A 23,570-nucleotide genomic window follows, 5' to 3' on the forward strand; every position below is an offset into this window, starting at 1 on the left:
TTAAAAACGCTATTTTTGCACCTTTATTAAAAATACCGTTCAAAACATGAGTATTGCACTATCCGAGCAGGAAATTATCCGCCGCAAATCTTTACATGAATTAAGGGCACTGGGTATAAACCCGTACCCCGCCGAAGCATTTGATGTTAACGCCTGGGCACAGGATATTACCGATAATTTTGCAATAAAACCCGAGGCCTACCAAAATGTAGTTATCGCAGGCCGTATCATGACCCGCCGTATTATGGGCAACGCGTCATTTGCCGAGCTGCAGGATTCGACCGGCCGTATCCAGATATACCTGAAACGCGATGATATTTGCCCTGATGAGGATAAAACCTTATACAACACCGTATTTAAAAAACTGCTTGACATAGGCGATTACATAGGCATTAAAGGCTATGTGTTTTTAACTCAAACCGGCGAGATTTCGGTTCACGTTCGCGAATTGATTGTGCTTTCCAAATCGCTTAAACCGTTACCGGTTGTTAAGCGGGAGGAAGACGGAACCATTCATGATGGCTTTACAGACCCCGAGTTGCGTTACCGCCAGCGTTATGTTGATTTAACCGTTAACCCGGCCTACAAACAAATATTCATCAACCGGTCCAAAGTGATTAGCAGCATGCGCAATTACTTTAACGCGCAGGGCTGGATGGAGGTAGAAACTCCAATACTGCAGCCGGTACACGGCGGCGCGGCAGCACGCCCGTTTGCTACACATCATAATACGCTGGATATGCCTTTGTTTTTACGCATAGCTAATGAGCTTTACCTGAAACGCCTTATTGTTGCGGGTTTTGACGGGGTATATGAATTTGGTAAAATGTTTCGTAACGAGGGTATGGACCGTACCCACAACCCGGAATTTACTGCCATGGAAATTTATGTAGCCTATAAAGACTATATATGGATGATGGCCATGGTTGAAGAATGTTTGGAAACCGTAGCCAAAGCCGTTCATGGTATCCCGGTTGTACAGGTTGGCAGCAACGAGATCAACTTTGCCGGTCCGTACGAAAAATTATCTATGTACGATTCTATCCTGAAATATACAGGTATAGATGTATCGGCCATGGAAGAAGCCGCTTTGCGCGAAACCTGTGCCGAACTGAAAATAGAAGTTAACCCAACTATGGGCAAAGGCAAACTGATTGACGAAATCTTCAGCGCTAAGGTTGAGCATAACCTGATCCAGCCAACATACATTACCGATTACCCAATCGAAATGACCCCGCTTGCCAAAAAACACCGCACCAAAGATGGCCTGGTAGAGCGTTTTGAGCTTTTTGTAAATGGTAAAGAAATAGCCAACGCCTACTCGGAGTTAAATGACCCGATTGACCAGCGCGAACGGCTGGAAGAGCAGTTGATACTTGCAGGCAGGGGCGATGACGAAGCTATGGCCATGGACGACGACTTTTTACGAGCCCTGGAATATGGCATGCCGCCAACATCGGGCCTGGGTATCGGTATCGACAGGTTGGTGATGCTGATGACCAACCAAAGCACCATCCAGGAAGTATTATTCTTCCCGCAGATGCGCCCGGAGAAGAAAGCTAAAGTGGTTACAGCCGAAGATTTTATAAACATTGGCGTACCCGCCGAGTGGGTGCCCGTGTTGAATAAAATGGGTTTTAACACCGTTGAAGAACTAAAAGCCGGCAACCCCAACAAAGTATTTAACGACCTTGGCGGAATGCGCAAAAAATTAAAACTGGATATTGCCATGCCCACCAAAGACGAGGTGATGGCCTGGTTTGAATAATATAAAAGAAAACTAACGTTACCTTTTACAACGACCGCGAATTGCCTTTTTTAAAGCAAATCCGCGGTCGTTTTTTATTAATTATCGGTGTCTTTTATACCAGCTGCTGAGTGCCAGTTTTCTCCTGTCTTGATTCTTGACTCTTGATTCTTGCATCTTTCCCCCCGATTGTCGTCAAAAGTTTTACATTTGCTTTGTTAAAATAAGAACTATCCATGGTTAAATTCAACCGGTTTACACTGGATAATGGCCTCCGGGTTATTGTTCATGAAGATAATACCACGCCTATGGCAGTGCTCAACATTCTGTATGATGTTGGCGCACGCGACGAAGATCCCGAGCAAACCGGCTTTGCTCATTTGTTTGAGCACCTGATGTTCGGCGGATCTGTAAATATTCCCAGCTATGACGAGCCACTGCAAAGGGTAGGGGGCGAAAACAATGCTTTTACCAGTAACGATATCACCAACTATTACATCACCCTGCCATCGGCTAATATCGAAACAGCATTTTGGCTGGAGAGCGACCGTATGTTAAACCTCGCCTTTAGCGAAAAAAGCCTTGAGGTGCAGCGTAACGTGGTAATTGAGGAGTTTAAACAGCGTTACCTTAACCAGCCTTACGGCGATGTATGGTTAAAGTTGCGTCCGCTGGTTTATAAACAGCACGCGTACCGTTGGGCTACCATTGGTAAAACCATTAAGCACATCGAGGATGCCAAAATTGAAGATGTGAAAGCATTCTTCAAAAAGCACTATAACCCGCAAAATGCCATTATGGTAGTAGGGGGCAACATTGCTACCGAGGAGGTTAAAAAACTCTCCGAAAAATGGTTTGGCCCAATCCCTGCCGGTGATAAATACACACGCAACCTGCCGCAGGAACCCGAACAGCATGACGAACGCCGCGAAACAGTTACTGCCAAAGTGCCGTTGAACGACGTGTACATAGCCTTCCAGATGGGAGCAAGGCTGGATGATGATTATTACCCGGTGGAGCTGCTGAGCGATATCCTGTCGCGTGGCCATTCCTCACGTTTGTACCGCAGTTTGGTGCAGGATAAGCAAATTTTTAGCGAGGTACATGCCTATATTACCGGCAGCCTGGATAAAGGTATGTTTGTGTTAGAGGGCAAGCCACTGGAAAACATTAGTATTGAACAGGCTGAAGCCGCGTTTTGGGATGAGTTGGAAAAAGTAAAAGCCACCGAGATTCCGGCTGATGAATTAACCAAGGTGCAAAACAAAACCGAATCGACTATGGTGTTTTCTGAAATGTCGTTGCTGGATAAAGCCATGAACCTGGCCTCGTTTGAGCTGCTGGGCGATGCCGACCTGCTGAACCAGGAAACCGCCAAATACCTGGCTGTAACCCCCGCGCAGATCAAAGAAGCTGCCAACAAGATATTCAGGAAAGATAATTCATCAACGCTGATATACCTGGCCGAGAAAGCCGAAGTTTCTGAATCAGAATTTTCAGAATTAGAGAATTAACAGAATTGGAATCTGTCTGAACCGGAATTTGTCGAATTAAGGAATTTTTTGAATTAATTTCTTCTTAATTCCGGCCATTCTTTAATTCGACGAATTCAGGTTCAGAAAAGAACCAATGACTAATGACCACTGACCAATGACCAACTTAGATAGAACATTAGCCCCTGATTTTAAGGCTATAGATAATATAAACCTGATACGGCCCGCGCATCAAAAGCTTGATAACGGCTGTAATATTTTCTGCTTTAACTCCGGCGACCAGGAATTGGTTCGCATAGAATGGATTTTTGGTAACCTGCGTTTTAACCCGGCACTGCCGTTGTTAAACATGGCCGTAAATACCATGCTTACCGAAGGTACCAGTACGCTAAGCGCTGCCCAGATTGCCGATAAGGTTGATTTTTACGGCGCCTTTTTGCAGGTTGAATACGGGTACGAAAACTCGCAGGTTGTATTGTACAGCCTGAACAAGCACCTGCACCATACCTTGCCGGTTATTGTTGATATTTTAACCAATTCAACCTTCCCCGAGAAGGAATTGGAAACTTTTAAACGCAACCAGCAGCAAAAGCTACAGGTTAGCCTTCAAAAAAACGATGTTGTTGGCCGCCGAAATTTTAACAAAGCTGTTTATGGCGATACCATATACGGAGTGGGTGCAAGCTTTGATAATTATAAAGCGCTGCAGCGCGATGAATTAGTTGCGCATTATAAAGAGCAATACCAGCCATCAAACTGCACCATTATCATTTCAGGTAAAATTGAACCGGAAACTTTAACCCTTATTACCGATACTTTTGATAAAGGATGGGTTAACGGCGATAAACCCGCCGATACCACCCAACCGGAAATTGTACCTGCAACAGAGTTGTTTTACTTTACCGAAAAACCCGAAGCCTTACAATCGGCTATCAGGATAGGCACGCCGATGATTAACCGCAGCCACCCCGATTTTCAGCAGTTACAGGTACTCAATACGGTTTTGGGTGGCTATTTTGGCTCAAGGCTGATGGCCAATATCCGCGAGGATAAGGGTTATACTTATGGCATTGGCTCGGGCCTGGGCTCGTTTAAACAGGCCGGATCATTCTTTGTAGCCACCGAGGTTGGCGCAGACGTATGCAAACCAGCCCTTGCCGAAATTGAAAAGGAGATCAATATCCTGAAAACTGAACTGATCCCCGACGAGGAGCTTTCATTGGTACGCAACTATATGTTAGGTTCGCTGTTAGGCAGCCTGGAGAATGTTTTTTCGCATGCCGATAAATTCAAGAGCATATACTTTGCCGGTTTGGATTATGATTATTACGACAGGTATGCCGCCACTGTAAAAAGTGTCGACTCGGCAAGGTTATTGGAGTTAGCCAATAAATATTTCCATTTTGAGCGTTTCTATAAAGTGATAGTGGGAAAGTATTAAGGAAGAGTCAAGAGTTAAGAATCAAGAATTAAGACAGCTGCAAAGATCGGCAAAAGCGATATTTTTCTGCGAAATGTAAAATTCTTGATTCTTGACTCTTAATTCTTGACTCTATTTCACAAAGCATTTCTGTTTACCTGAATTTTTATTACCTTTGCCCGGCAAATAATAACTCCAAAATAATTATTTGCTATGCAGTTAGACCCATCTAAATTTGTTGCCGAAGGATTAACTTACGACGACGTTTTACTACTCCCCGCTTATTCAGAAGTATTACCGCGCGATGTTAACACCAGCAGCTGGTTAACAAAAAACATCCGTTTAAACATTCCCATCATTTCGGCAGCTATGGATACTGTTACCGAATCTGGCCTGGCTATTGCCATTGCCCAGGCGGGTGGTATAGGTATGCTGCATAAAAACATGACCATTCAGGCACAGGCCGATGAAGTTCGTAAAGTTAAACGATCTGAAAGCGGCATGATCCAGGATCCGGTTACCTTGCTGGAAGATGCCCTGCTTGCAGATGCATTCCAGATCATGAAGGAGTTTAGTATCGGCGGTATCCCGGTAATTGATGCCGATCATCGCCTTAAAGGTATTATTACCAACCGCGATCTGCGTTTCCAAAAAGATATGAGCGTTTCCGTTAGCTCGGTAATGACTAAAACAAACCTGATCACTGCTCCCGAAGGCACTACACTTACCGAAGCTGCCGCGATACTGCAAAGCAATAAAATAGAAAAGTTACCGGTTGTAAATACCAATGGTAAGCTGGTAGGTTTAATTACATACAAAGACATTCAGAAGGTTAAAAACTTCCCCAACGCCTGTAAAGACGAGTTTGGCCGCCTGCGTGTAGGCGCCGCCGTTGGTGTTGCTGCCGATAATATCGACCGTGTTACCGCCCTGGTAAATGCCGGTGTTGATGTGGTTACGGTTGATACCGCCCACGGCCATAGCAAAGGGGTTATTGATATGGTGAAAGCCATTAAAGCCTTACATCCAAACCTGCAGGTTATTGCCGGTAACATAGCCACAGGCGATGCGGCTATTGCTCTTGCAGATGCAGGCGCCGATGCCGTTAAAGTAGGTATTGGTCCGGGTTCTATTTGTACTACCCGTATTATTGCGGGTGTGGGTGTACCGCAACTATACGCCGTTTACGAGTGCGCTAAAGCATTAGAAGGCCGTGGCATCCCGGTTATTGCCGATGGTGGTATCAAACAAACCGGCGACATCGTTAAGGCTATTGCAGCCGGCGCAAGCTCTATCATGGCAGGCTCGCTTTTTGCCGGTGTGGAAGAATCACCAGGCGAAACTATTATATACGAAGGCCGTAAGTTTAAATCGTACCGTGGTATGGGCTCGGTTGAGGCGATGGCAAAAGGATCAAAGGACCGCTATTTCCAGGACGAAACCGATGTGGTAACCAAACTGGTTCCCGAAGGTATTGTAGGCCGTGTACCATTCAAAGGCAGTATGGCCGAAGTGGTATTCCAATACATTGGCGGTTTACGTGCAGGTATGCACTACTGTGGTGCCGCCAACATAGAAGATTTGCAACGCGCCAAGTTTGTACGCATAACCGCAGCCGGCATGCGCGAAAGCCACCCACACGATATTACTATTACCAAAGAAGCGCCTAATTACACAAGCAGGTAAGCAATTATTGAATTATTGAATGACTGAATTATTGATTTTATGATTCTGTCATTCAATGTTTACATCGTTAAATGAAAATAATTCAATAATTCAATAATTCAATAATTGATTCTTACTGACCGTTAATGGATGCCGACTTTGGGATGATGCTGTTTGCTGTTATTATTTTTAAAGCCTGGTCGTTGGTAAAGCCCTCTTTGGTAAGGGCATCAAAATACTCTTTATTTAGTTTTGCTATCTCGGCTATTTTGCCGGGTTGTTTAAAATAAGCAAATTGTGCGTCAAGCAGGCTTTTTGCCATCGAAGCGTACATGGGCCCCATAGCGCCCATGGCATTTGCCATTCCGTTAGCGCCATCTGAAGAAGGTTGTTCCGTCCCATTTACCGGTGGCGGTGGCAATAATTCCACGTTGGTTATTTTTATGCCCTTATCTCCGGGCGATGAGTGTGTAACATCAACGTTATAAAAATTAAAATAGTTTATCCCATCACTCCGTTTGCCGGCGCGTTCAATAATATCGATGGTTTTGGCGTTGGCGGGAATCTTTTTAAAATACACTTTAAACTCCAGCTTATCATTTAGTTTTTTTAAGGTGTTCCTGGTCTCGGGCGCTACGGCAATCCCTTCCGATTTTACGTACCCGTAGTGTTTGTTATCAACATCTGTTTGAATATAAATTTCCCTGTTAAGCACGGCCCAGGCGTTATCGCTGCCGGCATAATGCCTAAAGCTTACTACGGTATACTGTTGATCGGTCTCAATTTTGGTGATGGTACTTGTCGGGCTGTCAGTACTTTCAATATCGGGATTGGTAACAGTTTGGGCAAAAGAATTTTTAAGGCCAATTGTAAATAATACGGCTGCAAGGATTAAGGCTTTTTTCATATGGGTGTTTGGTTTATAAGGTTTGGTAAATGTAATTATGTAATAATACGTATTAAATGGATAAACGGCTAAAGTTAATGGATTATACTATCGTAACCTGTAAAGTGGCGACTGTAAATTTTATATTTGCGCCATGAAATCCATTTCTGTATTCTGCGGCGCCAACTTTAACGGCGATCCTTTATTAAAACAAGCTATTGAGCAACTGGCCGAAGTTATGGTAAGCCGCGATATTACCCTGGTATTTGGCGGTGGTAAAGTTGGCGTTATGGGATTGATAGCCGATGCCATTTTAAGCCGTGGTGGTAAAGCGATAGGGGTGATACCCCAATTTTTGATGGATAAGGAAGTTGGCCATACCGGGCTAACCGAGCTGCACATTGTAGATAACATGCACCAGCGCAAGCAAATGATGAATGATTTATGCGATGGCATCATCACCCTGCCCGGCGGAATTGGCACCCTCGAAGAGTTTTTTGAAGTACTTACGTGGCTGCAGCTGGGCCTGCACAACCACCCGATAGGCCTGCTTAATACCGGCGGATATTACGATTCATTGTTAAAACAACTGGATGTAATGGTTGAACAGAAATTCCTGAAACCCGCCAACCGCGAACTGGTCATCACCTCCGGCGACCCTATCGAACTGGTAAGCCTGATGAGTAATTTCGACGCCAGGCCCGATGAAGTTTGGTTTAAGGATAGAAACCTTTTTTAAGTCAAAATTCAAAAAAAAGACACGTTTGTAACTCAATAGAATTCTAATTTCGCACAGAGAAGCTAAGGACGCTGTCTAAAATTAAAAAAACAAACCGTCATTGCAAGATACGAAGCAATCCCTTATATGCTAAGTCCCACATACTTTGGGATTGCTTCGTGCCTTATAATGACGCGTTTGTAAGTTGTTGACTGTTAGCATAAACATCCGTCATTGCGAGGTACGAAGCAATCCCCTACATGCTAAGTCCCACATAGTTCGGGGATTGCTTCGTGCCTCAATGACGGTACTTTATGACCTTCGTTTTCTTGAAATCTGAGAATTCCTGATTCAGATGTAAACATGCAAAAAATCATCTGCACATTTGAAATCTGAAATCTGCACATCGAAAGATCACCCTTCTACCTGCGTTATTGTCCAGAAGTCATCGGCAAGATCGGTGCTGGTGATGTAATCATAGGGCATCAAAAAATAACCTTTTTGCCCCCAGGCGTCGCCCCAACTGTTGCGGATAATGAATGCTTTCTTACTATCGTCATACCCGGCAGCCATAACCGCGTGGCCACCCAAAACACTTTCGGTTTTTGCTGGCATAGGCAGTATGCCGGTTTGGGCAACTGTAGTGCTTTCGAAGCTTTGGTAAACGGTAAAGCCAAAAACAAAGGGGTTGCCTGTTGCCAGGCACGATTTTAACTCGCTGATGTTGGCGTTGTTTAGGCGGGTATATTGTATGGCCAAGCTTTTTTTAGCTTTTGTAAATGATGTTTTTGTTGGCTTTTTAGCAAATTTCTTGATGTTGTAAGGCCAAAGCTTCTCATCGCATACACCCAGGGTGGCTACAGATTTTACGCCATCGCGTAGCTGGGCGCCGCTGTCCTGGCTTACAGTACCTTCCAGCACCCGTTCGTTATAATAAATAAACAGGCGCGATGGGTTAAAAACCGGCAGTTTTTGCCGCATCAGCTCAAACTGAAAAGCGCCGCCTATGGCATTGGCCGTGCATGACCCTAATTGGCCTTGATCATAAACAGGAGGGCATTGCAGGCGCAGGTCAACCATTGGTGGCAACGGCTTGGCTAAAGCTTCGGGTCTTACAATGGCATATCTTAAATCGCGGTGATCGGGCAGGTCGGGAGTCCAGCCGTAGTGTTGGGTTTTTTGTATCATGACAGATGGGGGCTAAGTAATTGTGAAGTAAAGCTATATGGATTCTGGTAATTATACATACGTGTTTTTACGCTATTTTAAACGTAGTGCTACTGTTTCGCTACGCTGTCATTGGTCATTGTCGCTGCGCTTGTCATTGATGGGTTTATTAAAAAAAAATAAAACAGTTGTCACACAATCAGACTTGCCCTTAATGACCAATGACCAATGACCAATGACCAATGACCAATGACCAATGACCAATTGAAAACTAAAAATTACCTTTACAACGGTAATTATCCCTAAATTACCATCGCTATTATAAAACCAATTATGGATTTGTCATTCAATATAAATGAAGATATAAACAAGCAGCTTGTTTATGAGCTTAAAACCCGGCTTAAAAAAGTTTACCTGGGCGGCGGCGAAAAAGCTGCTTTGAAACAAAAAGAAAAAGGCAAAATGCTGGCGCGCGAGCGGGTGGCCTATTTGATAGATAAAGATAAACCCTGGCTGGAGGTTGGCGCTTTTACCGCCGATGGCATGTATGCCGAGCATGGCGGCTGCCCGTCTGGCGGTGTAATTTGTGGTATCGGCTATGTATCGGGCAGGCAATGTGTAATTGTGGCCAATGATGCCACGGTGAAGGCCGGCGCCTGGTTCCCGATAACCGCCAAGAAAAATTTACGTGCCCAGGAAATAGCCATGGAAAACCGGTTGCCTATTATTTACCTGGTAGATTCGGCGGGAGTGTATTTGCCTTTGCAGGATGAGATATTCCCTGATAAAGAACATTTCGGGCGCATTTTCAGGAACAACGCCATGATGAGCAGTATGGGTATCGTTCAGATTTCGGCCATCATGGGCTCATGCGTGGCCGGTGGCGCGTACTTACCTATCATGAGCGATGAGGCTATGATTGTAGAGGGCACCGGATCGGTTTTCCTGGCAGGATCATACCTAGTAAAATCGGCCATTGGCGAGGATGTGGATAACGAAACCCTGGGCGGCGCTACCACGCATTGCGAAATTTCGGGCGTTACCGATTATAAACAACCTAACGACCAGGCCTGCCTCGATTCTATCCGTAACATTATGAGCATGGTGGGCGACTATAACAAGGCTGGGTTTGATAGGATTAAGCCTGTTGCCCCCAAATTAGACCCCAAAGATATTTACGGTATTTTGCCCGATAACCGCGAGAAGGCGTACGACATGCGCGAGATTATTTTGCGGTTATTGGACGATTCGGCTTTTGAAGAATATAAGGAAGGTTACGGTCAATCCATCATTTGCGGCCTGGGCCGGGTTGATGGCTGGGCAGTAGGCATCGTGGCTAACCAACGCAAAGTGATTAAATCGAAAAAAGGCGAAATGCAGTTTGGCGGCGTTATCTATTCCGACTCGGCCGATAAAGCAACCCGTTTTATTATGAACTGTAACCAAAAGAAAATACCACTGGTGTTTTTGCAGGATGTTACCGGTTTTATGGTAGGCAGCCGCAGCGAACAGGGAGGCATTATAAAAGATGGCGCCAAAATGGTAAACGCGGTAGCCAATTCGGTAGTGCCTAAGTTTACCATAGTTATAGGAAACTCCTATGGTGCGGGCAACTATGCCATGTGTGGCAAGGCCTATGATCCCCGGCTGATATATGCCTGGCCATCGGCAAAAATAGCCGTTATGGGCGGTGCGCAGGCAGCCAAAGTGCTGGTGCAAATGCAGTCAGCAGGGCTAAAGGCAAAAGGGGAACTGGTAGATGAGGTAAAGGAGCAGGAACTGTTAAAACAAACCACCGACAGGTATAACAGCCAAACCACGCCATACTATGCAGCAGCACGGCTTTGGGTTGATGGTATAATCGATCCGTTGGAAACGCGGAAGGTAATATCTATGGGGATAGAGGCCGCCAACCATGCACCGATCGAGCGGGCATTTAATGTGGGGGTGATACAGACGTAGTTGTGAGTTGTGAGTTGTGAGTGGGCATTATGTTAAATCGAACGAACAAAATCCAAAAAATCTGATCAATCTGCTTAATCGCGGTTCAGAAAAAATCCTGTTATGAATGCAACAATTGACGAATTAATTTTACTGGCCGGTGGAACCTTTTTGATAGTTTGGGGGATAGGGAAAATAAATGAACGTCGTAAATTACTGAAGTCCGGGCTTAAGGTTGATGGTGTAGTTTTTAAATTAGAAGAGCGCTTAAGCAGCGGAACAGACCGAATGCTTTTATACTATCCGGTAATCAGGTATGTTACTTTAGATAAAAACTGGATAACTGAAGAATACGCCGTTGGCTCTAACCCTTCGGCATATAAAGAAGGGGATGTTGTCAAAATAATATATGACCCTGCAGATTACAAGCATTTTATAATTGACAACTTTTTAAGTAAAGTTTTAGGGTGGGTACTTGCCCTGATAGGTGTGGTGATATTAGCAGGTGTACTAATTACTATATATTAAACCAATATTCTCCAAATTAACCGCCCCCGTCAGACTGTCATCCTGAGTAACCTTTATTTGCGCACAAATGATCGCATTGTAAATGACACTTTTTCAATTGATAATCAAATAGTTACAAATGTGTCAATGGCAGGTACGAAGGATCTGTTCGCGAACTTTTCCAACAGTCATGCACAGCTGATAGATCATTCGTTCCTCGGGATGCCATGTTGGGATTTACATAAACATTAGGATGAACGCTGGTCACGACTCACCCAGGCTACGCTACGCTGGCCGACCCGCTCTCCGGCTTACGCCGCATAGAGGGTAAACCCCATTTTATATTTTTGCCCCTCTATGCGCGAAGCGGAGAGAGAGGGGCAGAACGAGCATAGCGATGTTCGGGGTGAGTCGAGTCGCCGCCGTGCGAGTTACTTCACCGGCGCTGTTTCCTTTTTATATTCCTCATTTAGGCCGGCAAGTACTTCTTTGGTTACATCAAGGCTTTCGTCACCATAAAGCAAGGATGGGTTTGATTTTGAGTAAGTAAGCACAATTTTATAGCCTTTTGTTTTAGTATAAGTTTTTAAGTATGCGGTTATACGGTCGTAAAGCTTGGTGTTTTGTTCAGCTTCTTCATCCTGCAATTGCTTGCCTGTATTTTGGGACAACGCTTGTAATGCCTGTTGTTTTGCTGCCAGGCGTTTCTCTGTAGCGGTACGCTGTACCAGGCTGAGTGAAGCCGCGCTTTTTTGATAAGTGGCTACTTCCTTTTGAAATGCTGTGCCTTTTGCTGTAATTTCGGCTTGCGCCCTTTGCGAAAGGTCCTGCAATTTAAATTTTACAGCTTTATAATATTCATAATTGTTGATAAGCGAATCTGAATTAACAAAAACAACAGTATTGACTGTGCCGGTAGCGGGTGCAGTTTGCGCATTTGCGGCAAGCGAGGTTAATATAATAAAGGCTGCGATGATAGTATACTTCATAATTTATAGATTTAAAAACTGCGAAGTTACAGGTTAAAAGTAAAAGGCCTTGCCCATTCAGGAAAAAATAAATTCATTCCTCTCATTATTGTTTTGATTTTGTGCTTTATATGATAACCCTAATTCATTTTTGATAATTTGCAGAAGAAGTAAGTGGGAATATAATAGCAGTAACTGGTTCTCTTATAGCAGGGTAACCGCTTTTAAATTTTCTCGGCTACAATAGTGTTGGCGTTTACAAAATAATACACATTTAAGCTGTCTCGTATAGACTATCTGTTTGTAGAAAACCAACAGTTAACCCTTTTTTGCTCCTTCGGAGCTACCTTTATTCAGGATCAGCTTATAAAAGCGATTTCCCTGCTCTTGTGGTGCTGATAGTAGCATTTCTATAAAAAAAGCATATATTATCCCTGAAATTTTTATCTTGACGCATGAAAAAACTGCTGTTTCCTTTACTTTTCCTTTCTTTAAAACTTTGCGCGCAGGATGCCGCTAAAATTCACCAGAAAGCAATTTTAATAGATACCCATAACGATGTATTATCTAACGAACTGATTACGAAGTTTGATTTGGGTAAACGGCAAACCGAGGGCGATTTTGATTTGGTACGCGCCAAAGAGGGCGGGCTGGATGCACAGATCTTCTCTATCTGGTGTGGCGAAAATTATGGTAAAGGTACCGCCTTTGCCTTTGCCAATCGCGAAATTGATTCGTTATACGCGCTTATAAAACGCTATCCGGATAAAATTACGCTGGTACATAACAGCGCCGAACTGAAAAAAGCGGTAGACCAAAAAAAGCTGGCCGCACTAATCGGGGTTGAAGGCGGGCACATGATTGAAGACCGAATGGATTATATTGACAGCCTGGCCAAACGGGGCATGAATTATTTAACCCTTACCTGGAACAACAGCACCTCGTGGGCAACTTCGGCCCGTGATGAGGTGACTAAAAAAGACAGCCTGAAGTTTTTAGGCCTTACCGATTATGGCAAGCAAATTGTTAAGCACCTGAACCAATTGGGGGTTATGGTTGATGTATCGCACGTAGGCGAACGCACCTTTTATGATGTGCTGGCCACCACTACCAAGCCCGTTATTGCATCGCATAGCTGCGCCTGGAGTATCGACCCCAGCAGGCGCAATATGAAAGACTATCAGTTGAAAGCCCTGGCCAAAAACGGGGGAGTGATCTGCCTTAATTTTTATAGTGGATTTGTGGATAGCACCTATTCGCCAAAAGTGGCCGTGTTTTTACACCAGCACAGAGCCGAGCTGGATTCGCTTACCAAAATTTACAACGATGGCGACCTGGCCAACATCAGGCTGAATGCGATGTATAAAGCCGAATCGGACAAAATTCGTCCGCCCCTGAGTTTACTCATTCATCATATCGATTACATAGTAAAATTAATAGGGGTGGATCATGTAGGCATCGGTTCGGATTTTGATGGCGCCGAATCCTATCCGCTGGGACTTGATAGCGTGAGCGATTATCCAAAAATCACCGAAGAACTACTGAAACTAAACTACACCGAAAAAGATATTGATAAAATTTTAGGCGGCAATGTGATGCGGGTTTTGAAGGCTAATACGGGGAAATAGCTATATTTGCGATAACCTTTTTATCACGATATGATTAAAAAATTACTCTTCATTTTGTTTTCTGTAACTGTTATAAGTTCAAATCTATACGCCCAGGATAAGTATGTAGTTTTTATGGATCGTAATGGCCAACGCGTGGCAGATAGGATGCAGGCGGCTTCTTATTCATTTATCCAAAAGCTGCAAGATTCGGCATGGTTTGTAAAAGAGTTTGATATGCGCGATACTATCATCTCTTCGGGCTATTACAAAGATGAAAAATTGACTATTCCAACCGGTAAATTCATTTATTACGAAAAAAAACAACCATTAACCGGGTTCGCAGGCATAAATGTAGATACCATGAACCACATAAAAATTTCAGGATATTTTTTAAATGGTAAAAAAAATGGCGTTTGGCGCGAGTATGACACTGGCAGGCTACAATATTTAAAAACTTACGTCGACGATAAATTGGATGGATTGTACCAAAATTTTAGTATGGCAGGCGATGGGGTTGTTTTTGAGGGTTACTACGTTAATGGGCATAAAGAGGGCGACTGGTGTACTTTGGGTAGTGACGGTTTTGCAGATAGGGTAGAGGTTTTTAATAAAAAAGGGGTTGTAGTTAAGCACTACAATTACGTTTTAAACGATTTTCGTGCGCCGGAGATGCCTTATAACCTGAGTACCTATATGAAACGCAAAACTGAAAATTACGTTTTTAAAAGAAGCACGGGGAAAATTGTTGTAAGCTTTGTGGTTACAAAAGAGGGGAGCATAACAAATCCTAAAGTCATCACCTCTTTTGATCAGGAACTTGATGATTTAGTTGTTGATGCTTTAACCAGCTCTGCTAAATGGAAACCTGCGTTTGCAAAAGGGCAAAATATTAATTGCAATTTTACCATAACCCTTAATATCTACGAGTCGTCGTTGAATTTAAGTAATCCGGCTAATCTCCATAAAAAATACAATCTTCAAACAGGTTCATACCAATAAATTGTTTACCCTTTACTGACCCTGTAATCCCACTTTTTTTATAAATTTGTGCCTCATTTATAACAAATGTCTGAAGAATTAGAACACGTAAAATGCCTGATCATCGGATCGGGCCCGGCAGGATATACTGCTGCCATATATGCCTCAAGGGCCGATCTTAAACCGGTAATGTATACTGGTTTATTAGCCGGCGGGCAACTAACACAAACAACCGACGTAGAAAACTTCCCTGGTTATCCGGAAGGCATCATGGGCCCCGAAATGATGGAAGATTTCAGGAAACAGGCCGAACGCCTGGGTACCGACATCCGTTTTGGCTATGTAAGCTCGGTTGATTTTACCAGCCTGCCGCATAAAGTGGTGGTTGATGAGGTGAAAACTATTCTTGCCGATACCGTTATCGTTTCAACAGGTGCATCGGCCAAATGGCTGGGCCTGCCATCCGAGCAAAAATATAGTGGCTTTGGTGTTTCGGCCTGTGCCGTATGCGATGGTTTCTTTTTTAAAGGCCAGGATGTAGCCATTGTAGGTGCCGGCGATACCGCTGCCGAAGAAGCTACCTACCTTGCCAAATTATGCCGTAAGGTTTACATGATTGTTCGCCGCGATGAATTCCGCGCCTCAAAAGCAATGGTGCACCGCGTGAAAAATACACCCAATATCGAAATCCTGTACAATACCGAAACCAAAGAGATTCTTGGCGATGGGCAAAGCGTAACGGCGGTTAAAGTAATTAACAATGTTACCAATATTGAAACCGACCTTAACGTTACCGGTTTTTTTGTGGCGATAGGTCATCACCCCAATACCGATATTTTTAAAGGCTGGTTAAACATGGACGAGACAGGTTATATCATAACCCGCCCCGGATCAACAGAAACCAACGTAGAAGGTGTATTTTGCTGCGGCGATGCCCAGGATCATATATACCGCCAGGCTGTAACAGCCGCAGGCACCGGCTGTATGGCCGCTATCGACGCCGAGCGTTACCTTGCCGGCAAAGAGCATGTGGTAACGGCGTAAAAGCCCCACCCAACCCTCCCCGAAAGGGAGAGGGCTTTGAATAAGCATTTGAAAGCTGCCCGGAAACGGGCGGCTTTTTTTATTGGGCATTTTGGCATAGTAATAGCTTTTAAACTTTATTAGCTGTACACGGTTTACCTTTACAAAATAATACACTTTTAAGCTGCCTCGTAGAGGCTACCAGTTTGTAGAACAAACTGTTCAACCGTTTTTGCTCCATAGGAGCTACCTTTCTTCTGGATCAACTTTTAAATGCGGTTTCCTTAGGCACTTTGGCGGTGGCTGGTGAAATTTTCCTTGATTTTCTGTATATTTGTATAGCAACAAAAAACAGGGCATTATCTTGCAAAGGTAAATGCCCTGTTTTTATTAATGACAAAAACGTTGTTATTAATTCTTTTTATTAAATATTTGACTATCAGATTTATATGTTGTAAGCGAATATGAAAAAAATGTTTAATAGTGTATAAAAAGTATGCAAAAGTATCTGAAAAGTATCCGAAAAATGTATCAAAAGTGACAAAAAAGACTGCTTTTTTTCGTTGCCGTTTCGGCAAAAAAACATGAGTTTGTTACAATAGAAAACTTCTTATATTTTTTTAAAAAGTTATATATTCACGGCTCAGTACCAATCTCATACTACTATGCTCAAAAAAACTGTCGTGATGCTAAGCGCATTGTTAACCGTGTTTACTATTGTTAAAGCCCAGGATACCGATCCGTATGCAGGGATTATCCCGGCGCCGGTGTCGCTCACAAAATCCCCCGGAACTTTCCTGTTCAGCCAGGAAACAAAGGTTCAGGCCGATTCGCCTTCAAACAAAGCGGTGGCGTTTTTTAAAGATTACCTGGCCGGCAACCAGGCGTACAACGCGGCTATAGTTGCAAAAAACGCCGTAGCAGCCTCAAATGTCATCACCTTAACATCAGCAGGTACCGATAACCTGCCTGCCGAAGGTTACCGCCTAACCATTACCCCGCAGCAAATTACAGTAGCTGGTAAAGGAGCCGGATTGTTTTACGGCATTCAAACGCTTATCCAGCTATTCCCTGCCGATAGGGCTGCCACAGCTAAATTGCCTTGCGTGCAGATTGAGGATTATCCACGTTTTGGCTACCGTGGCGCCATGCTTGATGTAGGCCGGCACTTTTTTGGCGTAGAGATGGTTAAAAAATATATCGACCTGCTGGCTGCCTACAAGCTAAACAACTTTCACTGGCACCTTACCGAAGACCAGGGCTGGCGCATCGAGATAAAAAAATATCCAAAGCTTACGCAAATCAGCAGTATGCGTGCGCAAACGCTCATTGGTGGTTACCGCGACAAAACACCACAGCAGTTTGACGGTACCCCTTACGGCGGTTTTTACACCCAGGACCAAATTCGCGATGTAGTAAAATATGCCGCCGCCAGGTACATCAACATCGTACCCGAAATTGAAATGCCGGGCCACTCGCAAGCCGCGCTGGCTGCTTACCCTGAGCTGAGTTGCGACCCAACCAAAACGTACAAACCCGCCGAAACCTGGGGCGTATTTAAAGATATCTATTGTCCGTCCGATAAAACATTTGCCTTTATACAGGATGTATTGACTGAGGTGATGGCGCTGTTTCCCAGCAAGTACATCCACATTGGGGGCGACGAAGCCCCTAAAGATGCCTGGAAACAGTCGGTATTTTGCCAGCAGCTGATTAAAAAACTAAAACTGAAAGATGAGAATGAGCTGCAAAGCTATTTTATACAACGGGTTGAAAAATTTGTAAACTCCAAAGGCCGCAACATCATTGGCTGGGACGAAATTTTAGAAGGTGGCCTTGCCCCGAATGCTGCTGTAATGAGCTGGCGCGGCGAAGAAGGCGGTATTGCAGCCGCTCAACAAAAGCATAACGTGATAATGACACCTGGCAGCCACGGCCTTTATATAGATCACGGGCAGGGCAAACCAAGCCAGGAGCCACTGAATATTGGCGGTAACGAGCCGTTATCAAAAATTTATAGCTACGATCCAACTCCTGAAGCATTAACACCCGAGCAAAAAACTTACATTATGGGTGTACAGGCCAACCTTTGGACCGAGTATGTAGCTACCGAGGCTAAAGTACAGTTTATGCTGCTGCCACGCTTAATGGCCTTATCTGAAATTGCCTGGAGCCCGTTAGCTAACAAAAACTTTAAAGATTTTAGTGAAACCCGTTTACCATCGCACTTAGCCTGGCTGGATAAAAACAACCTTGATTATCATGTGCCGGTTGCTATTGGAGCAAAAGATACCGTAATGATTGGGTCGCAGGTGAGCGTGAACCTGAAATCGCCGGTTGATGGTGCAAAAATTTACTATACTATTGATGGCTACACGCCACGCGAAACTGATTTGGAGTATCATATTCCGATGAACTACGATGTACCAACCGACCAGTACCGCGAATTACAAACTATTGTAATTACGCCATCGGGCAAGCGTAGCAATGTTACCCGCACATTGGTTTACAATAAAGTACCTTTTGCAGCCGTTAATTACACAGGCAACGCAAGTGGCCTTAAATACCAATTATTTACAGGCACTTTTGGCAGTACAAGCCAGTTAATAGGCTTGCCAAGCGATAGCGGAGCGGTAAAAAACTTTAGTACAACAGATTTCAGGAAAAGTAAAGGTAAGTTTGGTGTAATTTACAACGGATTTATTAATATTGAAGCTGATGGCAACTATGGCTTCTCGACATTATCGGCCAACGGCTCGGTTTTGTTGATAGAAGACCAGGTTATAGTTGATAATGATGGCAAGCATATAACCAATGAGCAATTTGGTGCCGCGCCTTTATTAAAAGGTTACCACAAGTTTACACTTAAATATGTAGACGCCGGTGGCAACAACACGTTGAAAGTGTTTATATCGGCACCGGGCAAAACCAAGGCTGAGTTGACCGCCGATGTGCTGAAAAATTAACAGAAGGATAAAACATATAATGGTCAGGAGATTTTATTATATAACTTTTTTAATGGCCGCGGTGACTATGGCCGGCTGTGGCGGTAATCAACCTAAAACAGTCGGCCCGCCTGCAAAGCCCAAAGTGCCCGAACTGATGAAACCATTCAGGTACCATAAAATGATTGAGGTTTCGCCGGGGCAAAATTATGATGTGTTTAGCTGGGGCAGGGGATCGCAGGAAGCGGGTGCCTTTATGATCCTGCACTCTGATTCGGCCGCCATAAAATATACTACCACCACCGGCGATTTGGAAGGCCAGATTATTGACGTGTATAACTCGGATATGGATGTAGATGGTAACCCCGAGATATTGATAGCCGCAAAATCAAAAGATACCATTAACCGTACCAGTATTTATGCATTTGAGTTTAGTAACGATAATGGCAAAGCCAATAAACTCGATTTTCCTAAACTGAACAATTCACAGCGTAAAGGCTACCGCGGCGATGACAATTTTTACATTCGCGATGGCAAACTCATTCGTGAATTTCCAATTTATAAAGGCAGCGGTAAAGATGCTGCTTCAACAGGCGCAAAACGCCAGCTGGAGTATGGGTTAAGCCGCAACGAATTTACCGTAAAGCAACTAAGCAAAGATTCTGTTGATGTGGCTCCAAAAGCAGGTACAGCAAATGCCGCACCAAATAAACAAGACGATAAGCCAACGACAAAAAAATCTGAGAAGAAAAGTTCTTCTAAATCAAACAAGAAGAAAAAGCATAAAAGGCATAGGGAGTAAAAATTGTTGATAGCATGGCGATAGACATACGAAGTTTTCAAAACTTCGTATGTCTGCGCACTCAGCTATTAATTCGTTGGCCTGTCAGCTAAGCCGATACCCCAATGCTCGTTGGCTTTTGGTCCCATTACAAACTCAAGGGTGCCACCTTTCATGATATCTTGCTGTGTGATAAAAGTATGGGTGTATGGCTTGCCATTAAGCCTGGCCGACTGGATATAAATGTTTTCGGCCGAGCTGTTTGGCGCGAGTACCGTAAACCGCTTGTTCAGCGGAAGCAACATTACAGATTTGCGCATCACCGGCGTGCCTATTACATAAACGCCGCTTGCCGGGTTTACCGGGTAAAATCCCATGGCACTAAAAACGTACCACGCCGACATTTGCCCGCAATCTTCGTTTCCTGCATAGCCGGATGAAGAAGTGTTATAAAGTTCACTACAGATTTTGGCTACATACCTTTGTGTTTTCCATGGCTGGCCTGCATAATTGTACAGGTAGGTAATGTGATGACTTGGCTCATTGCCATGCGCATACTGGCCAATAAAACCCGAAGCATTGCCATTTACCTCGCCGGGTTTGCTGTTAAGGGTAAAAAAAGTGTCCAGCTTAGCTGTAAATTGCTGCTCGCCGCCAAATAAAGCTATAAGCCCTTTAACATCATGCGGTACGTACCAATCATATTGCCAGGCGTTACCTTCAGTATACGGGTTACCACCGTTGCCGCCATATTGCAGCGGATTGAATGGTGCAAGCCGTTTGCCATCGGTGTTTTTTGCCCTGAAAAATCCGGTCTGCGCATCATACAGGTTTCTAAAATATTGTGATCGTTTTATAAAACGGGTGTAGTCGGCAGTTTTATGAAGTTTTTTTGCCAGTTGTGCAACACACCAATCATCATAGCCCATCTCGAGCGTAACAGATACCGATTGCGATAGAACATTCTCGGGTATGTAGCCAAATTTTTCCCAGACCTTAAACGGCGAGCCGGGATGATCTGTTACCGACGAGTTTTTTACGGCTTCATAGGCCTGGTTAATATCTATGCCTGGAATGCCCTTTAAAACGGCGTCAACTATAACAGGTATGGCATGGTTGCCAATCATGCAATAATTTTCCTGTCCCCACAGTTGCCAAATGGGTAAGTAACCATAAGCTTTATACTGGCTTATCATGCTGTTAACAAATCCGGCGCTTCGTTCTGGCTGTATAAGCGTGTAAAGGGGATGGGCTGCACGATAGGTGTCCCATAAGGAGAACGTGCTGTAGAAGCCTCCTTTTGTGTTGTGTGTTGTGTAATCGATGTCTGTATAATCGCCGTTTACGTCCGCATAGTTGTTAGGTTGGATAAGAGTATGGTACAATGCCGTATAAAAAATTTGTTTTTGTTGCGATGTACCCTCAACCTGTATTTTATCCAGTTCCCTTTCCCATTTGGCGTCAGCCTGGGCTACTGTTTTGGTAAAATCCCAGGCTGGTATCTCGGTAACCAGGTTCAGTTTTGCATTTTGAGTGCTCACTGTAGACAGGCCGACTTTAGCCATTAGGGGCGTACCATCGGCGGGATCAAAATTCAGTACTGCACGCAAATCGGTGCCATTTAATAACTGCTGGTCAAAATACTGGGTTCCGCCGTCAACAAGGTCGTTGCTTTTGATGACTTTGTTAAATTCGGCATAAAAATAAACCTTACGCAATTTGGCCCAGCCGGTAATTACCCTAAAACCTTCTATGGTGTGATCATTTACCATATGAAATTGGGCAGCGATAACATGGCAGCCGAAATTTGGCTTCTTAAGCGAATGATTCAGATCAATTATCACTCTGCCTTTACTTTTTTTGGGGAAGCTATATTTGTGGAACCCTGCATGCTCTGTAGCGGTAAGCTCTACATTTATGCCATAATCATCCAGCTTAACCTGGTAATAACCAGCCCTTGCCGATTCTTGATCGTGCGAAAACCTTGAGCCATAGCCGATGCCGGCCTGCTGTGCATTGCCGGCTCGTGTTTTTTCGTCGCCGGTATAGGGCATAAATAAAATATCAAACAAATCAGGCGCTCCTGTGCCGCTTAAATGGGTATGGCTAAAACCGGCTATAAAATTATCATTATGGTCGTACCCGCAGGCAGCATCCCATTCAGGTTCATCGCGGGTATCCGGGCTTAGTTGTACCATACCAAACGGAACTGTGGCGCCCGGATAGTTATTACCGGATAAACTGCCTTTAACTGCGCCTGTACCAATAAAAGGGTTTACATAAGGGGTTAACTTTTTGATTGTTTGAGTATGTGCCACAAATCCAATAGCTAACAGCGCGCCAAGGCAACAGGCATTTTTGTAAAAATTGATCATGTTTTAGGTTGATGATTTTTTATCCCACAATAAGGGGATTGAACTTGCTAAAAATATAGTTATACTGGCAAGTGCTAAATAGATAATATTCTAAATTGAATGGATAATTTACTTGTAGCCACCGCCATGTTATCCGGTATTTTTCGCCGTAATGCGATATTGCTCGGGCGATGAACCAATGTATTTTTTAAAGATGCGCGAAAAATAATAGGGGTCTTCGTAGCCCAGTTGGGTAGCTACGGCCTTTATTTTATCGCTATTGGCATATAACAGCTGACAGGCCTTTTGCATTTTTAAGTGAATAAAATAATCAATAGGGGGCATGCCGGTGGCTTTACGAAACAGGTTAGAAAAATGTGATACCGATAAACTATGCTTGCCGGCCATATCTTCCACACTCAGTTTTTTGTTTAGGTTATTACGCATAAAGTGAACAGTTTTGGTGATGATGTCACCGTCCTCATCCGTATCGTGCTGCATGTGCCGTTCGGGCATCAAAAAAGTAGCTATAATGTGGTACAGGCAAAAGCACGCGCTGTTAATGTTTTCAAGGCTATAGCCCATTTCAAGGGTTTGGTAAATATTTTGCCAAATCGTAATCGCGTTTTCGTTAAAAGGGATATTCAACGGCCCGCGGGCAATACTTAAGTTGAGTGATTTGTTAAAGCTTTCTATTTTATCACCAGTAAAATGTACCCAGTAAATGGTCCATGGGTCGTCATTATCGGCCCAATACCTCATGTATTTATCGGTGGCCGGTATCAGTATAAACTGGTTGCTGCGTACTTCAAAACGCTTGTTATCTACAATATAATGCCCCTTTCCCTGTAGGCAGTAAATAAGTATGTTGTCTTCGCAGCCTTTGCGGCGTTCGCGATAATGAAATGCCGCCTTAGGGAAATAACCTATGTGTGTAATGTAGATATGAAAAAGTTCGGGATGACGTTGTTTTGCGTCGCGGAGTACTTTTTGAGGAATGCTGATAAATTTTTCACCCTCAAAACCTTGCCGTCTTTTAAAGCTGTTACTCATCAAATATAATATTAAGGAATAATTGGTATTACAGTGGGATATTACATCAGCAGAAACATAGCATCCGGCATTTGAGCGCTATTATAGATAAAACATTCTATAAATTACAATCAATTACCCGGTATTGTAAACCTGCCACAGCATTATGCCAATAAACCACAATTTTGAAAGTGGTTTAATTGAATAATCCATTAAAAAAAATGTTTAGGCTATTATAAACTCACAAACATCAGTTTACTTTTGGTTTGTTCGTAATAACCAATATAACCAGCTCTGTCAATGTTGCTTTTAAGTTTGCCCTGTTGCCCGTTGAA

General features: G+C 43.8%; 17 protein-coding genes. 12 read left to right on the forward strand and 5 right to left on the reverse strand.

The window, feature by feature from the left end; genetic code table 11:
* Positions 1-46 precede the first annotated feature (46 nt).
* The 4 genes from lysS to guaB all read left to right on the forward strand — a co-directional run bounded on the left by lysS (position 47) and on the right by guaB (position 6,346).
* Complete coding sequence (gene lysS, locus FSB76_RS28085) at positions 47-1,768, forward strand: lysine--tRNA ligase (protein WP_147059402.1); 1,722 nt, start codon at positions 47-49, stop codon at positions 1,766-1,768.
* A gap of 215 nt (positions 1,769-1,983) precedes the next feature.
* Entirely contained in the window at positions 1,984-3,261 is a 1,278-nt protein-coding gene (locus FSB76_RS28090) for a M16 family metallopeptidase (RefSeq protein WP_147059403.1), read from the forward strand.
* Between the two features lie 136 nt (positions 3,262-3,397).
* On the forward strand, positions 3,398-4,681 hold the full coding sequence (locus FSB76_RS28095) for a M16 family metallopeptidase (protein WP_147059405.1): 1,284 nt from the start codon (positions 3,398-3,400) through the stop codon (positions 4,679-4,681).
* Between the two features lie 192 nt (positions 4,682-4,873).
* Complete coding sequence (guaB, locus tag FSB76_RS28100) at positions 4,874-6,346, forward strand: IMP dehydrogenase (protein WP_147059407.1); 1,473 nt, start codon at positions 4,874-4,876, stop codon at positions 6,344-6,346.
* A 112-nt stretch (positions 6,347-6,458) separates the two neighbouring features.
* On the opposite strand, the gene FSB76_RS28105 is transcribed toward guaB, so the two are convergent.
* Complete coding sequence (locus FSB76_RS28105) at positions 6,459-7,232, reverse strand: hypothetical protein (protein WP_147059409.1); 774 nt, start codon at positions 7,230-7,232, stop codon at positions 6,459-6,461.
* 133 nt (positions 7,233-7,365) lie between these two features.
* On the opposite strand from FSB76_RS28105, the gene FSB76_RS28110 reads away from it, so the two are divergent.
* A complete protein-coding gene (locus FSB76_RS28110; protein ID WP_147059411.1) occupies positions 7,366-7,950 on the forward strand; it encodes an LOG family protein in 585 nt (194 codons plus the stop codon).
* 393 nt (positions 7,951-8,343) lie between these two features.
* On the opposite strand, the gene FSB76_RS28115 is transcribed toward FSB76_RS28110, so the two are convergent.
* Complete coding sequence (locus FSB76_RS28115; RefSeq protein ID WP_147059412.1) at positions 8,344-9,117, reverse strand: C1 family peptidase; 774 nt, start codon at positions 9,115-9,117, stop codon at positions 8,344-8,346.
* A gap of 312 nt (positions 9,118-9,429) precedes the next feature.
* Between FSB76_RS28115 and FSB76_RS28120 the strand changes: the two genes are divergently transcribed.
* Positions 9,430-11,058 carry an acyl-CoA carboxylase subunit beta gene (locus FSB76_RS28120; protein WP_147059414.1) on the forward strand — a complete coding sequence of 543 codons (1,629 nt, stop codon included), beginning with the start codon at positions 9,430-9,432 and terminating at the stop codon, positions 11,056-11,058.
* A gap of 102 nt (positions 11,059-11,160) precedes the next feature.
* A complete protein-coding gene (locus tag FSB76_RS28125; RefSeq protein WP_147059417.1) occupies positions 11,161-11,565 on the forward strand; it encodes a DUF3592 domain-containing protein in 405 nt (134 codons plus the stop codon).
* A 410-nt stretch (positions 11,566-11,975) separates the two neighbouring features.
* On the opposite strand, the gene FSB76_RS28130 is transcribed toward FSB76_RS28125, so the two are convergent.
* Positions 11,976-12,533 (reverse strand): OmpH family outer membrane protein, encoded by a 558-nt coding sequence (locus FSB76_RS28130; RefSeq protein ID WP_147059419.1) that lies wholly within the window; start codon positions 12,531-12,533, stop codon positions 11,976-11,978.
* Between the two features lie 434 nt (positions 12,534-12,967).
* On the opposite strand from FSB76_RS28130, the gene FSB76_RS28135 reads away from it, so the two are divergent.
* From FSB76_RS28135 to FSB76_RS28155, 5 genes are all read left to right on the forward strand, one after another.
* Complete coding sequence (locus tag FSB76_RS28135; RefSeq protein ID WP_147059421.1) at positions 12,968-14,140, forward strand: dipeptidase; 1,173 nt, start codon at positions 12,968-12,970, stop codon at positions 14,138-14,140.
* A 30-nt stretch (positions 14,141-14,170) separates the two neighbouring features.
* Positions 14,171-15,121, forward strand: coding sequence for an energy transducer TonB (locus tag FSB76_RS28140; RefSeq protein WP_147059423.1), 951 nt, complete (start codon positions 14,171-14,173; stop codon positions 15,119-15,121).
* Between the two features lie 66 nt (positions 15,122-15,187).
* Positions 15,188-16,144, forward strand: a complete 957-nt coding sequence (gene trxB / locus FSB76_RS28145; protein ID WP_147059426.1) for a thioredoxin-disulfide reductase — start codon at positions 15,188-15,190, stop codon at positions 16,142-16,144.
* 644 nt (positions 16,145-16,788) lie between these two features.
* The gene (locus tag FSB76_RS28150; protein WP_147059428.1) at positions 16,789-19,089 is read left to right on the forward strand and encodes a family 20 glycosylhydrolase; all 2,301 of its coding nucleotides are present in this window, start codon (positions 16,789-16,791) and stop codon (positions 19,087-19,089) included.
* Positions 19,090-19,108: 19 nt separating this feature from the next.
* Positions 19,109-19,870, forward strand: a complete 762-nt coding sequence (locus FSB76_RS28155; protein ID WP_158643003.1) for a hypothetical protein — start codon at positions 19,109-19,111, stop codon at positions 19,868-19,870.
* 68 nt (positions 19,871-19,938) lie between these two features.
* Here the strand turns inward: FSB76_RS28155 and FSB76_RS28160 are convergent, their stop codons facing one another.
* Together FSB76_RS28160 and FSB76_RS28165 are read right to left on the reverse strand one after the other, a co-directional pair.
* Complete coding sequence (locus FSB76_RS28160; RefSeq protein WP_147059432.1) at positions 19,939-22,224, reverse strand: GH92 family glycosyl hydrolase; 2,286 nt, start codon at positions 22,222-22,224, stop codon at positions 19,939-19,941.
* Between the two features lie 129 nt (positions 22,225-22,353).
* On the reverse strand, positions 22,354-23,256 hold the full coding sequence (locus FSB76_RS28165; protein WP_147059434.1) for an AraC family transcriptional regulator: 903 nt from the start codon (positions 23,254-23,256) through the stop codon (positions 22,354-22,356).
* Positions 23,257-23,570 lie beyond the last annotated feature (314 nt).

The sequence above is a fragment of the Mucilaginibacter ginsenosidivorax genome (genome assembly GCF_007971525.1).
Lineage (GTDB): Bacteria > Bacteroidota > Bacteroidia > Sphingobacteriales > Sphingobacteriaceae > Mucilaginibacter > Mucilaginibacter ginsenosidivorax.

Excerpts from the sequence above, each read along its gene's own strand:
- lysS (WP_147059402.1), top strand. The coding sequence starts at position 47 with ATGAGTATTGCACTATCCGAGCAGGAAATTATCCGCCGCAAATCTTTA.
- FSB76_RS28090 (WP_147059403.1), top strand. The coding sequence starts at position 1,984 with ATGGTTAAATTCAACCGGTTTACACTGGATAATGGCCTCCGGGTTATT.
- FSB76_RS28095 (WP_147059405.1), top strand. The coding sequence starts at position 3,398 with ATGACCAACTTAGATAGAACATTAGCCCCTGATTTTAAGGCTATAGAT.
- guaB (WP_147059407.1), top strand. The coding sequence starts at position 4,874 with ATGCAGTTAGACCCATCTAAATTTGTTGCCGAAGGATTAACTTACGAC.
- FSB76_RS28105 (WP_147059409.1), bottom strand. The coding sequence starts at position 7,232 with ATGAAAAAAGCCTTAATCCTTGCAGCCGTATTATTTACAATTGGCCTT.
- FSB76_RS28110 (WP_147059411.1), top strand. The coding sequence starts at position 7,366 with ATGAAATCCATTTCTGTATTCTGCGGCGCCAACTTTAACGGCGATCCT.
- FSB76_RS28115 (WP_147059412.1), bottom strand. The coding sequence starts at position 9,117 with ATGATACAAAAAACCCAACACTACGGCTGGACTCCCGACCTGCCCGAT.
- FSB76_RS28120 (WP_147059414.1), top strand. The coding sequence starts at position 9,430 with ATGGATTTGTCATTCAATATAAATGAAGATATAAACAAGCAGCTTGTT.
- FSB76_RS28125 (WP_147059417.1), top strand. The coding sequence starts at position 11,161 with ATGAATGCAACAATTGACGAATTAATTTTACTGGCCGGTGGAACCTTT.
- FSB76_RS28130 (WP_147059419.1), bottom strand. The coding sequence starts at position 12,533 with ATGAAGTATACTATCATCGCAGCCTTTATTATATTAACCTCGCTTGCC.
- FSB76_RS28135 (WP_147059421.1), top strand. The coding sequence starts at position 12,968 with ATGAAAAAACTGCTGTTTCCTTTACTTTTCCTTTCTTTAAAACTTTGC.
- FSB76_RS28140 (WP_147059423.1), top strand. The coding sequence starts at position 14,171 with ATGATTAAAAAATTACTCTTCATTTTGTTTTCTGTAACTGTTATAAGT.
- trxB (WP_147059426.1), top strand. The coding sequence starts at position 15,188 with ATGTCTGAAGAATTAGAACACGTAAAATGCCTGATCATCGGATCGGGC.
- FSB76_RS28150 (WP_147059428.1), top strand. The coding sequence starts at position 16,789 with ATGCTCAAAAAAACTGTCGTGATGCTAAGCGCATTGTTAACCGTGTTT.
- FSB76_RS28155 (WP_158643003.1), top strand. The coding sequence starts at position 19,109 with ATGGTCAGGAGATTTTATTATATAACTTTTTTAATGGCCGCGGTGACT.
- FSB76_RS28160 (WP_147059432.1), bottom strand. The coding sequence starts at position 22,224 with ATGATCAATTTTTACAAAAATGCCTGTTGCCTTGGCGCGCTGTTAGCT.
- FSB76_RS28165 (WP_147059434.1), bottom strand. The coding sequence starts at position 23,256 with ATGAGTAACAGCTTTAAAAGACGGCAAGGTTTTGAGGGTGAAAAATTT.